General features: G+C 47.3%; 11 protein-coding genes and 1 pseudogene. All 12 read right to left on the bottom strand.

Annotated features, from left to right (window positions below; translation table 11 throughout):
• Positions 1–1298, bottom strand: a 1298-nt coding sequence (locus tag R3196_RS10170) for an MBL fold metallo-hydrolase (protein WP_318936662.1), incomplete at its 3' end; no start/stop codon positions are given.
• A gap of 38 nt (positions 1299–1336) precedes the next feature.
• Positions 1337–3217, bottom strand: a complete 1881-nt coding sequence (locus R3196_RS10165) for a polysaccharide biosynthesis protein (RefSeq protein ID WP_413242919.1) — start codon at positions 3215–3217, stop codon at positions 1337–1339.
• 65 nt (positions 3218–3282) lie between these two features.
• Positions 3283–3834 (bottom strand): sugar transferase, encoded by a 552-nt coding sequence (locus tag R3196_RS10160; RefSeq protein WP_318936661.1) that lies wholly within the window; start codon positions 3832–3834, stop codon positions 3283–3285.
• Positions 3834–4775, bottom strand: coding sequence for an NAD-dependent epimerase/dehydratase family protein (locus tag R3196_RS10155; protein ID WP_318936660.1), 942 nt, complete (start codon positions 4773–4775; stop codon positions 3834–3836). Before R3196_RS10155 ends, R3196_RS10160 begins: the two co-directional genes overlap by 1 nt.
• The gene (locus R3196_RS10150) at positions 4772–5545 is read right to left on the bottom strand and encodes a glycosyltransferase family 2 protein (RefSeq protein WP_318936659.1); all 774 of its coding nucleotides are present in this window, start codon (positions 5543–5545) and stop codon (positions 4772–4774) included. Before R3196_RS10150 ends, R3196_RS10155 begins: the two co-directional genes overlap by 4 nt.
• Positions 5545–6678, bottom strand: coding sequence for a glycosyltransferase family 4 protein (locus R3196_RS10145; protein ID WP_318936658.1), 1134 nt, complete (start codon positions 6676–6678; stop codon positions 5545–5547). Before R3196_RS10145 ends, R3196_RS10150 begins: the two co-directional genes overlap by 1 nt.
• A gap of 22 nt (positions 6679–6700) precedes the next feature.
• Positions 6701–7768 (bottom strand): non-hydrolyzing UDP-N-acetylglucosamine 2-epimerase, encoded by a 1068-nt coding sequence (wecB, locus tag R3196_RS10140; protein ID WP_318936657.1) that lies wholly within the window; start codon positions 7766–7768, stop codon positions 6701–6703.
• Between the two features lie 39 nt (positions 7769–7807).
• A complete protein-coding gene (locus R3196_RS10135) occupies positions 7808–9097 on the bottom strand; it encodes a hypothetical protein (protein WP_318936656.1) in 1290 nt (429 codons plus the stop codon).
• Positions 9098–9259: 162 nt separating this feature from the next.
• Positions 9260–10540 carry a lipopolysaccharide biosynthesis protein gene (locus R3196_RS10130; protein ID WP_318936655.1) on the bottom strand — a complete coding sequence of 427 codons (1281 nt, stop codon included), beginning with the start codon at positions 10538–10540 and terminating at the stop codon, positions 9260–9262.
• Positions 10518–12428: an acyltransferase family protein gene (locus R3196_RS10125; RefSeq protein ID WP_318936654.1), complete on the bottom strand. Its 1911-nt coding sequence runs from the start codon at positions 12426–12428 to the stop codon at positions 10518–10520. Before R3196_RS10125 ends, R3196_RS10130 begins: the two co-directional genes overlap by 23 nt.
• Positions 12425–13504 carry a DegT/DnrJ/EryC1/StrS family aminotransferase gene (locus R3196_RS10120; RefSeq protein ID WP_318936653.1) on the bottom strand — a complete coding sequence of 360 codons (1080 nt, stop codon included), beginning with the start codon at positions 13502–13504 and terminating at the stop codon, positions 12425–12427. Before R3196_RS10120 ends, R3196_RS10125 begins: the two co-directional genes overlap by 4 nt.
• Positions 13505–13547: 43 nt before the next feature.
• Positions 13548–13733, bottom strand: a pseudogene (locus tag R3196_RS10115) (N-acetyltransferase); the annotation flags it as partial.

The raw sequence follows: 13733 nt of genomic DNA, 5'->3' as shown, positions 1-13733 counted from the left end.
TCGGAAGGTGGCTGCGGAATGCCTTCAACAAACCGAAGCAGATCCGATTGCCCCGCATGGGCAGAATACCCGCCGACTTGGTGAACCCGTGCATGGATAGGATAGCGTTCACCATCCAGCTCCACCCAGCCGCCTCCGGGAGCATAGGTCAGAATAACCCGTCCTGGCGTGCCCTCGGCCTGGTAGCCGACAAACAGTACATCGTTGCGCTTATCGCCCAGCATTGCCTTGAGATAATTCACCACCCTGCCCCCGGCGCACATGCCTGAGCCTGCCAATACCACACAGGGGCGATGGGTTTTCGCCAGGTATTCCACCGCTTCCAGGTGGTCCTTGTGATCGTTGATCACCGTAAGCTGCTCAAAAGACAATGGGTGGCGGCCTTGCTGGACCAGATCCGTGGCCTCGGCATCCCAGAAGGGCTTGAGGTCACGATAGATCCTGGTGAATTCTGCGGCCAGGGGGGAGTCAACGACGATTTCGAGGTTGTTCCAGGTGAGCTCCCCTTCAATCGATGATTCGCCAAATTCGGCAATCAAACTCTCAATTTCATACAACAACTCCTGCGTCCGCCCGATGCTGAACGCCGGCACCAACACGGTCCCGCCATCTTCCAACGCGTGCTCCAGCACCGCCTTCAACCGGTAACGCCGCGTTTCCCGATCTTCGTGATCCTTGTCACCGTAGGTGCTCTCAATCACCAACCGGTCAGCTCTTTCAGGCGATTGTGGCTCCGGCAGCAACGGCGCATGGGACGACCCCAGATCGCCGCTGAACACAATGCGCTCCTGAACATCACCGTCCCGGGCATCGCATTCCACATAGGCGGAACCCAGAATATGCCCGGCCCGCTGCAGCCTGACCTTCAGGGCACACGCTTCGTCATCAAACACCGAATGCCACTGCCCATAAGGTACCGCCACAATCCGCGATCGAATCAGCCCCAACACCCGCTCGATCAGCGTCCGGTCCCGGGTGAAACCAATCTTCAGGGCATCTTCCAGAATCTCCGGCAGCATGATGGCCGAAGGCTCCGAACAGATAATCGGCCCCTCATAACCGGCAGCCAGCAAATAGGGAATACGCCCCACGTGGTCGATATGAACATGAGTGACGATCAACGCGCGAATGTGGTCAACCGGGAAATCGATGGTGAGATTGGCAGCATCCGCGCCACGCCCTTCTTCCTGGCCCTGGAACAGACCGCAGTCAATCAAAACGCCGGCGGCGCCTATCTTGAGTTCATGGCAAGAGCCGGTGACGCCGGTGGTGGCGCCGTGGTGTTGAATATCAATCATTGAAACATCCATGTTGAAAGCATAGTCCGGCACTCAACTTAAACCGGCAGACGCCGGACATTCTCCCTTGTGCCGGAAATTGCATCGTCTTCTTGTAACACACCACTACACCAAACAAGATCTGCCAAGTCACTGTTCGGCGCATACCCAGTCGGCGCAGTGCGAAGAACCTCAAGCATTCCCTTACAATCGAAGCTCTGGCTTGCCCGCATCAGTTTATCCAGCGTCTCTTCCACTTCTGCCCAGGTCATGGACGCTTCCCGGGCCATCATTATCCGGGGGTTTGCAGTACCCTGGGGATCGTCCCCAATCAGCAACTCTTCAAACAGCTTCTCACCCGGCCGCAAGCCTGTGAACATCACCTCAATGTCCCCGTCAGGGCTATCCTCGGTTTTCTCATCAAGGCCCATCAGGTGAATCATCTTCCTGGCGAGATCGGCAATCTTGACCGGCTCCCCCATATCCAGAACAAACACCTCACCGCCTCGGCCCATACTACCGGCCTGAAGCACTAGTTGGCTGGCCTCGGGGATGGTCATGAAATAACGGATAATATCCGGGTGCGTAACCGTAACAGGACCACCGTCGCGGATCTGATCCCGGAACAACGGCACAACAGAACCGGATGACCCCAGCACGTTCCCGAAACGTACCATGGAAAAAACTGTATCGCTCTGCCGCTGTGCCAGCCCTTGCAGCACCAGTTCAGCCAGGCGCTTACTTGCACCCATCACGTTGGTTGGCCGCACCGCCTTATCCGTGGAAATCAGCACAAATCGCTCAACCCCCGTAGCAATCGCCGCCTCGGCAGCGTGCCAGGTGCCAAACACATTATTCTGAACGCCTTCAATCACATTATGCTCTACCAGCGGCACATGCTTATAAGCCGCTGCGTGGTACACCGTCTGGATACCAAACGCCCTCATGATCACTTCACAGCGGCGACGGTGGGTCACACTGCCTAGCAGCGGGTGGAGCTCTACGTTAAGCCCCTCAACCCGGTTGATGGACTGCAATTCGCGCTCAATGGCATACAGGGAGAACTCAGATTGTTCAAATAACACGAGTACTCGAGGTTTATGCCGGAGAATCTGGCGACATAATTCAGACCCGATAGACCCGCCAGCCCCAGTCACCATTACAGACTTTTGGTAAAGACTGTCGGCCACCAGAACAGTATCCGGTCGGACGGGATCGCGCCCTAGCAGATCCTCTATTTCAAGGTCCCGGATATCATTAATTCGTGCCTGACCGGCCACCAATTCGGACATTGAGGGGACAGTCTGCACGGGTATCGACAGCGGCTCCAAGCGCTTGAGCAAATCCCTTCGATTTACCTTTGAGTCTGCATCTAGCGCCAGCAAAATCCTGCGTACCCCATGCTTCTGGGCGTGCTTAGCAATATGTTCAATGCTCACTACCGGCAGCCCATTTATCATGGCCTTATGGTTTGCACGCTGGAACGTTACAAAAAGTACCGGACGATATTCCGTACCCTGTTCCAATGCCGACGCCAATTGCATCCCCGTATCACCGGCACCTACAATGGCCACCGATTCCTTTCTTCGCTGGCGGGGGTGGTTGACAATCATTCGAACGCCAAGACGCGTGCCGCTTACAAATAAGAATGCAAGAGCGCCGTAAATCACAGGTACAGACCTGGGCACAAAGGCCTGTAACAAATACCCAAGCACAATAAGAGAGAGGCTGGAGAGTACCACTCCATAGATTATTGTCAGAATCGCTTTATCGCCGAGGAAACGTATTACTGCCCTATACAAACCTAAACGTACGAAAACCCCGATTGTAAAAACGACGGTTACACCCGCGACAATAGCTTGGTCCAAGCTTGGCATCCATAATGGCTGTTCTAGGCGTAGCGCATAAGCAGCCCAGATTGCGAAGCACAAGACAGTCATATCGGATACTACCGAAATGACCCGTTTCTGGAATCGGGGAAGATTCAGAAAAGCTTTGATCACACTCACTCCTTTACGCGGTCACCGGCACCTCTTCCAAGCACCGTCAAAAAAATATAGCGAAAATAAAGCCTGAGATTCATCTGAGCCATCATCTTGGCATCAGTTTCTGCCAACAAACATGGCGTAGACATGTCGATATCATTAATTTGAGCCAAGCCGGTAATACCCGGGCGGGCCTCAAAAACACCGCGGGATTCGCGCTCGGCAATTAATTCTTCCTGATTGAATAAACAAGGGCGAGGACCAACAAGGCTCATCTCACCCTTAAAAACATTCCAGAGTTGCGGGAGCTCATCAAGTTTAGTTCGACGAAGGAAATGCCCGAATCGAGTAATCGACGCGCTACTGGCGAGGTGGCTGGCTACAGAAGCTGTATCCAATGACATGGTTCGGAATTTGACAAGAGTGAACGGCTTTTTGGAACGACCTACCCTTTTCTGACGAAATAAGGGAGATCCAGTGTCAAACACGCCCAATACAAACAAAACAATCAAAACCGGCGCCCCAAGTGTAAGCCCCAAGAAAGAAAAAATCACGTCAAAAAACCGAATCACTACTCCACCTCATGCCGAGACTGAAAACAACGTTTCATTGACTCTGTGAAACTTAGGGAAGGCTTCCAACCAAGCAACTCACGGGTTTTAGAGTCATCAACCTGCAACCTGCCGAACAAGCTTTGCCATATATTCTCTTTGCCAAGCGCTGAAAGTATAAAGTGCATGACCCCAGCAGGAATCGGCGGCAAATAGCACTTGGTACCATTTGCATGAGCTATAGCCTTGAGAAAGTCCTTCGTTGTAACATCCTGCCCATCACAGACGAGTAACACTTGGTTACTCGCTCTAGGGTGATCACAACACGTGCTTATCAAATCCACCAAATTCCATATGGAAACAAACGACCTAAGGTTAGTTGCTTTACCTAAGGGTAGGGGCAATGAGCTAAAACGAACCAAACGGGTAAAGTTACCCGGAGCTTCAGGGCCATAGACCATCGGGGGCCGTATGATAACAAATTCAAGTCCTTTCTCGTCACAAATTGATATTAACCCTTTCTCAGCGTCTAACTTGGTTTGAGCGTAGATGGACTGGGGCTTTGGCTCCTGAGTTCCATCGAAAGGCTCGTCGGAGCTATCTCCAAGCACACCAATAGAACTAATAAATATGAATCGTTTAACTCCCGCATTGGCTGCTTGCGCTGCAAGGCTCAAAGTACCGCCAACGTTGGTATCCTCCATATTTTGAATATCTGATTCTGTTACAGCCCGCGGGAAATGCGCACGAGCAGCACAATGCACAATAACATCTACTCCCCTTAAACACTCAGACCAATCAGTACCAGAACAAATTTCAATACCCGTGATACACTCCACACTAGGTATCGGCGCAACCTGCCTTCGGGAAACCCCTATAAGGTAGTGCCGCCCATCCCGTGCCAAAGCCTGAACTAAGTGCCGACCAACAAAACCACTTACTCCGGTAACCAGGATCCTCATTGGTTTGCACCACGCCCCCGTGAGTATTTTGCGCGAACATTCCAAGCATAACGACCGCAATAAAATAAAGAGCGAATAAGCGAAAACCCCTCTATGTTCCTGTAAATATTCCAGAAATAGCCAAGAACCCTCAGTTTATTCGAGGAAACCGATCCCGGTGCCACTTGATAGCGAGCAAGCTTTTCCTGCAAAGCATAAGCTTCTAACCCACCTCGCGTAAGCTTCAACCAAAGGGCATAATCTTCATGACCGCACACCGGAAATTTAAGATCAGACACTTTTGTCACATCAATCATCACGGTTGAACACCCCAAAGTGTTTTCCGACAACAGCTCCTGATAACCAGTGACTTTAGGCGGAACAAACGAACCTATCCTTTTACCGTTAGCCCCGACTACTTCATAACCAGTACAGGAAATTGCGGCTCCGTTCTCTTCTATGAAGCGGACTTGAGCCTCCAACTTCCCGGGAGCCCATGAATCATCCGAATCCAGAAAAGCCAGGTAGCGACCTCGCGCATTGTTGATTCCAATGTTTCTTGGCGTCGCTGGACTACCGCTATTGCTTTGGCTCTCGATAAGGCGAATGCGACAATCGTCTCGAGCCATCTTACTGACAACCTGGACAGTATCATCCGTAGAGCAATCATCAACTACAAGCAGTTCCAAATCTCGAAGGGTTTGACTCAGGACTGACCGAATAGAGCTTTCAATAGTTCGAGCCGCATTGAACGCCGGCATTACAACAGAAACCAGAACCCCAGCACTCATCAGTAGCCACCAACCAATTGTTTTTCAAGTCCTTGGTACAGATCAATCAACCTCTTAGACTCAACCTCCCAGTTAAGCTCAGACTGAATTGCTCGCTTGCCGTTCAGGCCCTTGGTTTTAGCTAAGTCAGGATTCTCCTGGATCGCCTTAATTGCTCCAGCAATTGATTCCGGTGATTCGGGATCAACCAGGTAACCACAGTCATGTTGCTCAATAAGCTCGCGCCACAAAGGAAAGTCAGAAGCAATGACAGGTATACCCGCCGCCATATATTCGAATAACTTATTCGGCTGCGCATTGATATGGTTATTAGCTGGCAAAAACGTAACCACCCCAGCCTTTGCACCGGCCAAAAAAGGTCCAACCTCTTCCCTGGAAACCTTGCCAATGAAATCGACATATTTCCATTCCGGCATCGCCTCAAGATCTTGCTGGTGGCCCTCCTCTTGGAAAAATCCAGCAAGTTTGAAACAGACGGCTTTATTACTCAAAAGCGAGAGAGATCTAACAATATTGTCTATACCTCGGATACGAGTAATAGCACCAAGATAGGCAATTGAAAACCCTCGGGGCTTATCCTCAGAACCACCCTCGTCAGAAAACGAGAATTCTTCCAGCCGTGGATAATTCTGCAAAAGAATCACGAGCTTGGATGGATATCTTTGATATATGTCGGGAGTTGCGGCCACTATAGCGGAGAAGAAACGAACACACATAAACTCAACAATTCTATAAAAGAGAGATACCACCCCCCTCAACCACCCCGGGATCCAGTACTTGTCTTTAATATCCGCAGGCACGTTCTCATGAACATCGAAAACCACCTTCATTCCTAACATAGAGAAAATAACGCCAAGAAACATAAGCTCAGGATCGTGAAAATGCACCACATCTGGCTTTAATTTCTTTACACGATGAAATGCTTTGAAATTTCCAGAGATAAACCGGGATAATCTACCGTCAGGGGCTCCTAAATCGATGATATTATATTTGCTTCTATGCTCATCTCCCAGCCCATCGGCTACCACGGCAGATACATTATAGCCAGGCACGGAGGATAGCCCTGCGATTTCCTTATTGAAAACTCTATTATCATCACGAGGATGTACAGTTGTTAAAACTACAACATTCATATAAAAAACTCTTTGGAATTATCTACCGTGACCCAAGTAAGTGACGCACAATATTCCGTGATGCCTGACCTCCACCGTAAAGAGAGTCCTCATCTTTAATGGAACGCAGAAAATTCGTCTTTACATGGGTAGTGATAGCATCGCTATCTGCGCCAACAAGAGTATTGACACCTGCCTCCACAAGCTCGACCCACTCAGTTTCATCTCGCATCGTTACGCAAGGCTTACCAAAGAAAAATGCTTCCTTTTGAACCCCACCGCTATCAGTCAGGACTAAACCACTATGTTTGAGCAGCCAAAGCATTTCGAAGTACCCAACAGGATCGGTAACACACACATCAAGGGAAAGCCCTTCTCTGGCTAAAGCGGCACGCGTGCGGGGATGCAAAGGCAGAATAACCTCAGCAACAGTTCTATGGACTTTATTAAGTGCATCAACAATACTTGATAACCGATCGCGGTCATCCGTATTTTCAGCACGGTGCAACGTTGCCAGAACAAAATCTCGCTTTTTCTGAACACCTTCTGGCGCTTGAGCGAATTCCGAAAAGAGCAGTGCCGAGTCCTGCATGACATCCCCTACATTCAAAACTTTAACCGGCTTACTGCTAAACCCCTCGCTCTCCAGATTGTGAACCGCTGCAGCTGTTGGGCAAAAGAGAAAATCACTAACCTGATCGGTCAAAATTCTGTTGACCTCTTCCGGCATTCTCATATTGAAACTGCGTAGGCCCGCTTCGACGTGTGCTACAGGCACATGAAGCTTAACCGCCGCTAATGCACCAGCCAACGTCGAGTTTGTATCCCCATACACCAGTACGCGGTCCGGACGATGCTCATGAATAATTCGCTCAATTTCTATCAGCATCCTCCCAGTCATTTCACCGTGGGATCCACCATGAATATCTAACTGAAAATCAGGCCGAGGGATGCCGAGTTGATTAAAAAAAACATCAGACATATTTTCGTCGAAATGCTGCCCTGTGTGTAGCACCAGCTCATCAATCGACTCGGACTGCGCGAACGCTTTTGAAACCACGCTCGCTTTAATAAATTGAGGCCTTGCACCTATAATAGAAAGTATCTTCATCGTGAAAACCTAGCCTTTTCTTTTCATCAAAAATTCAAATTAAGAGTAACCATGTCTTTGTCTAGCCCTTACATATAGGACTAAGATAAGCCCCACGTAACCTCCACTTAGCATAAGAGTTAAGGGGCTAGCGTTTAAAAGGTAAAAAAGCGCTGGAACGAACAGTGACAACCTCACCCTTGCAGGAAGATCCCTTGACAAAAGGTCATAGACCTTAACGGCAAAGATCACGAATAGTGCATAAAAAAATACGCCCAATCGGCCGAAATTGGCGAAACCTTCACCCACAAAATTGACGTTTGCCCAATCATTTGAAAAGTAGGCACTTCCAATAACCTGCTGTGGAGTTACAGCATAAGGGTTATCAAAGAGCCCCGAAAGAACACTGTGAGAAAGGAAAAACTTTGGATTATCTTGAAAAAAATCGTAATACATTATCGTTAGTGATGACGGCGCGACAATCATCCGATCGAAAGTAAAAGCCGCCACAATCCCGTGAAAAAAATACCAATCCATTAGAAAAATAGATGTCATCCCAAGAACCGCCATGCAAAGAGCAAATCTTACTGTCAACCTTTCTGACAAGAAATAAATCAAAACGACCAAGGCAACCGTAATAATTGCACTTTTATGCCCAGCAGACATATAAAACAAGAGATAAGAAGCAATAGCAGCAATAACAAAAAAAACATTACGCTTATACAAACCAAAAACCAAACAAAATGGTGCAGCCACACCAAATATAAACCCTACAAAATATTTCAAGAAATCTCCCTGCACATTTTTTGCCTGCTCCCTCAACTCATATACCGAATTAAGATCTACCAACCTCAACTCTCCTGGGTATAAGAAATACATGTACACGATGTAAAATAAACATATAAATACCGGAACGTAGTAGGCGCCAAAGCGCAAGGGGTACCTAGCTAGCACGCCAAACACCGAAACACGCGTAAGTAGCGACAAAACAACAGACACTAAAGCCATATCGAAAAAGATCGCACCTTTAAAATCGCCGACCGCCAAGTCGGCGAAAAGCAACGTTGGCAAAGAAACAATCAATATGAACATTAGCGAGAACAACTTGTAAGCACTATCAATTCTTCTATAATCTCCGATAGCACCCAAATTTAAAACCCCAAAAAACCAAACAACTATAATAGTGATCGGAAGTAGGTCACTATCGAACCCAAAGGAAAAATACAGGCCATTGGCCACAACATCATAACGATACAACATGACAATTGAACAAACGTAGAGAAGCATAAGCAATGCGAAAGCAACAAATCTAGCGCTTTCAGAGTATCTTCCCAAAGAAATCTTTAACATATTAGGCATCATATGACTCAAAGAATAGTAAAAATACAATGTGGCCAGCCATCAAAGGGCATGAATCATACAGATAAATATACCCATAATTTATGACAGGACAAATCATAAAAATAAACTTCCCAACTCACCCCTAAAAATTAAAACCAACCCAATCACCAGTCACGCTCGATTATATACTGAATTATGATGGGATACTTTATACGCATCATAAATCACTAGCATTGTCCCAATTCCGTATCCGACGACAAGGGCTATCGATAATAACTTAACTGCAGCCACATCATAGTCTACAAAAGAGGCTATATAGAACGCCAAAAGCTTCATAGCCAGAATGACAGAGTGTATTAAAAGATTTATTTTCTGCCCTCCTGTGACAAGCAAAGTCATTGACAATGGACTATAAATAAACTGAACACATAAGCCAAGAACAAGCCAGCTTGCAAACGTGCCAGAAACACTCCATTTTTCACCAAAGATAAATTTAAATACTGGTTCTGCCCAGAAAAATACTGGTAACGCTATGAGTGTAGCGAGTAGCGTCAAGCATAAGAACAATTTTAATGTCGTATTCAACAGGGTTCCATTGGCGATGCACTCTCGTGTTTGGCTAAATAACACTTGCCCAACGGCTTGGCCCACCATACTCATTGGCACCCAGAGTATACGTTCAGCTAAATAATATAATCCTGCTGTAGCTGGCCCAAATATCAAAGCCATTGCAATGTTCGGCAAATGAGCACTAGCGGTATTCACAGCCGAGGCTGGCGTATCGTATTTTAAAAAATTTCGATAACGAGACATTAACGAAAAGGAGTGAAGCCATGAAGCTTCTAGCCAGAGGTGGGAAGGCCTAAGACCTTTCATCAATTTTGTCATACCTGCAGACTGGCCAATAATTTGACCAACAATAAGACCAATAGGTCCTAACCCTGCTAGCCCACCCAGGACCTGAGCAAACACATTAGCACTGCTCTGTAAAAGCTTGGTCCCAGCAATTTTCCCGTACTCTTTATTTCGAATGGCCCAATAATTTAAAGCTTTATAGGTTCCACCAGTCATTATTGCGACTGGAAGTAGCCATAAAAAGGATGCTAGTAACGGGGTATCTGTCCACTCGGATATCCTGAAACGGAAAAAGCTCACGAATATAAGAGCCAGAATCGCAGTTGCTGTGTTGATCACCAGTGAAATGAATACTAAACGGCGGGCATTCCTTTCAATCGCAGGCAGTGGTATGGCCAGCTCATATCTTAGGCTCGACACGACCAACACTACCCCCATCAAGGAGGAAAAAACCGCAAACACACCAAACGCTTCTGGTGCATACAGCCTCGTCAGATAGGGCATTGCGGCAAGAATAATCAACTGCCCTGCAGCACTCGCGGATGCAAGAGTGACCACAGCCCGAAAGAAACGATTATTTTTCAGTGCGCTTAACATCTACACTGGCTTCCACACTGCTTGATGCATCAACACTTGGTGTCCAGAGAATTTTTCTAAACTCATTTACAGCGTAAAACGCATAGTTCCGCGCACCAATTTCATTGAGGTGGTGGCTATCAAAATACGTCAACAATTCATTATAGAACGGTGGTGAACTAAATAAACTCAAATCACTTAAATCTAAAAAAGTAACGCCTTTCCTATTCTCCGACAATACTTTGATTTTCGAGTTTGCTTGCTCATAGCTTTTCTTTACAACCGTCTCTGATCTCATCCCTATGTTATCAAAACGATATGTACGTAACGGATTGCTTTTAAGCAAAGGCACTTGTGATAAGACAATAATACGCACGTTTGATTCAGACATTTGATTCAGGAACTTGCTCAATACGCTTTGAAATGTCGAGCTCTTAACCTGATAAGTCCACATCCCGGCCAGTACTATGGTTTGGGCGTTAGCTAAATATCGCTCCGCCTCTTCAAGCTGACGAACACAAGCACCCTGAGCCCATTTCGGCAATCTCTCATAATCAAAACCGGGAATAGTTACGCAACTGCTCGCAGTGATGACTCTTGCCTTGAATCTCAACTCCTTTCCAAGGTAATCAAAAAAATGGTTTAACATAGCAGCATGAGAATCTCCGAGAACTAACACTTCTCGACTACTACTTAGATCCCCTCTTAAACAATCGCCAACTATCTGCCCATGGCAGATCTTTTCTGGATCAGCGTAACGACGGTACTCTGTTGGAAGCTCCTTCGGGGCATAATATTGATTAATCCCAGCCAAACTCTGAGAAGCACCAAGCACAATTGCTCCCAACGCAAGGTAGGCGAACACATTGCGTTTTTTCTGTCTATTATCTCGGAGAGGACATTCGATTACATAATAGGAAATTATTGACAGTGTAATCGTAAGGACTACAAATACCGAACCATAAAAACCATCTAAAACCTCTTCCCCAGTGTAATAACGCAAAACTGCCAATACTGGCCAGTGCCATAGATAGAGTGAATAAGATAAAGAACCAACCCATACCAGGGAGCTATTTGATAACCACTGGCCTGACTTATAGTGGGGAGATCCCAGCAATACCAACACGCATCCGAGAACTGGCAGCAATCCGGCAATACCAGGAAAAAGTCCCAAACGTGGTTGGGCAATAGCCGCGACCAGAATAAGGAACAGTCCAATTTCTGGAAGCCACTTAGGAGCCTTCGCTTCGGAATGGAATGAACTGAGGTGGAGTGCCACCAAACACCCCGCAAAAAACTCGGGAATACGTGCGTACAAGCTATAATATGTAGCTTGCTCGAGTCCCATCGCACGCATACGGTATTCGGCGATAAATGTGAGAGCAATAGACGAGGCAAGGAAGACCCACGTCAATATACGCTTTGGCAATAAAAGCACAAGTAGTGGTGCCAAAAGGTAAAATTGGATTTCCACTGCGAGCGACCATGTATGCAGTAAAGGCTGCTCATGGTTCGCAGGGGCGAAGTAATCCCCAAAATCCGCAAAATAGTTATTGCTATTAAAAAAAAGAGCGTCCTGAAATCCTTCTTTAAACGTACTAAAATCCTCGGGAATAAAGAAAATCGCTGCTAGGAATGCAACGACAACGAGCATAATAAAATACGCCGGAGCAATACGCTTAAAGCGACTGATATAGAAATATTTGAGAGCAGCGCCCAATATATAGTTTGGTTGTGCTTTTTTGTTTAATAGAATGCTGGTGATCAAGAATCCAGAAATTACCAGAAAAACATCGACACCGATGAATCCACCTGGAAGCAAGGCTGGATTAAAATGAAAAGCCATCACGGCAATAACCGCGATGGCTCTCAGACCTTGAATATCAGAACGGTATGCTACGGAATTCACAAGGTTAGAGCTCTCACGACCTTGTTCTGGTCTGCCTCAGTCATATAAGGATGCATCGGCAAACTCATCACCTGTCCCGCTACCTCATCTCCCACTGGCAAGTATACGGAGTGGTCAGCTACAGCAGGTTGCTTATTTAACGGAATCGGATAATGCACAGCGGTCGGAATCCCATTTTCTTTCAATCGACTCTGTACCTCGTCACGCCTTTCCACCCGGATGGTGTATTGCGCCCAAGCGCAGGTGTTATAGTTTTCAACAACAGGTGTAGTTGCAATTCCCACATTGTTCAGTAACTGGGTGTACCTTTGCGCAACCTTATTTCGCAACTCCGTTTCTTCAGACAGAATTTCAAGCTTGGGCAAAAGAATCGCCGCCTGTAGCGTGTCGAGACGACTGTTTACTCCCACTCGAATATGGTGATAACGGCGATCTTGGCCATGACGAGCAATCTGACGCAATAATACAGCCAACTCGTCATCATTGGTAAATATTGCACCGCCATCGCCGTAGCAACCCAAGGGCTTGGAGGGGAAGAAGCTGGTACATCCGATCGTACTGAGGTTGCAGGATTTTCTGCCCTTATAACTGGCACCGAAACTTTGAGCACCATCTTCAATAACAGGCAGATTGTGACTGGCTGCAACTTCGTTAATGGCATCGAAATCAGCACACTGACCATAAAGGGAAACTGGGATAATCGCCTTTGTGCGCGGTGTTATGGCCGCCTCCAGCTTTACCGCATCCATATTGTAGGTGTTGGGATCAATATCCACATACACTGGCTTCGCACCCAATACCGCCGAAGTTTCAGCCGTGGCGATGTAGCTAAACCCTGGAACAATAACCTCATCACCAGGCCCAACCCCAAGTGCCATCTGCGCAATCTGGAGTGCGTCTGTGCCGTTGGCTACTGAAATACAGTGCTTGGCACCAGCAAATTCGGCCAGCTTTTCCTCCAGCTCCGCCACTTCGGGACCAAGTATATATTTTCCATGGGCCAACACCTTCTGGATGTTAGCGTCGATTTTAGTCTTGATTCTGGATTGCTGGGCTGGCAAATCTACAAATTGCATACGGAATAAACCTTTAGAGGGAACTACTCACAAACACTAACCATCAGGCTTTTGAAAGTTGGCCATTACTGAGCACGTACCTGGCGCCGGTATGGGTGCATACAGCCTCTCCATCACCCGCCACCGGTATATCTAATTGCTCACCAAACTCACTCATCCAGCCAATCTGCCGGGCGGGCACGCCCACCATTAATGCATACGCAGGCACATCTTTATTCACCACGGCACC

The sequence above is a fragment of the Pseudidiomarina sp. genome, assembly GCF_033722695.1.
GTDB lineage: Bacteria > Pseudomonadota > Gammaproteobacteria > Enterobacterales > Alteromonadaceae > Pseudidiomarina.
This window is presented reverse-complemented; position numbering and strand designations above follow the sequence as displayed.

Excerpts from the sequence above, each read along its gene's own strand:
- R3196_RS10165 (WP_413242919.1), bottom strand. The coding sequence starts at position 3,217 with ATGACTGTCTTGTGCTTCGCAATCTGGGCTGCTTATGCGCTACGCCTA.
- R3196_RS10155 (WP_318936660.1), bottom strand. The coding sequence starts at position 4,775 with ATGAGGATCCTGGTTACCGGAGTAAGTGGTTTTGTTGGTCGGCACTTA.
- R3196_RS10150 (WP_318936659.1), bottom strand. The coding sequence starts at position 5,545 with ATGAGTGCTGGGGTTCTGGTTTCTGTTGTAATGCCGGCGTTCAATGCG.
- R3196_RS10145 (WP_318936658.1), bottom strand. The coding sequence starts at position 6,678 with ATGAATGTTGTAGTTTTAACAACTGTACATCCTCGTGATGATAATAGA.
- wecB (WP_318936657.1), bottom strand. The coding sequence starts at position 7,768 with ATGAAGATACTTTCTATTATAGGTGCAAGGCCTCAATTTATTAAAGCG.
- R3196_RS10135 (WP_318936656.1), bottom strand. The coding sequence starts at position 9,097 with ATGTTAAAGATTTCTTTGGGAAGATACTCTGAAAGCGCTAGATTTGTT.
- R3196_RS10130 (WP_318936655.1), bottom strand. The coding sequence starts at position 10,540 with ATGTTAAGCGCACTGAAAAATAATCGTTTCTTTCGGGCTGTGGTCACT.
- R3196_RS10120 (WP_318936653.1), bottom strand. The coding sequence starts at position 13,504 with ATGCAATTTGTAGATTTGCCAGCCCAGCAATCCAGAATCAAGACTAAA.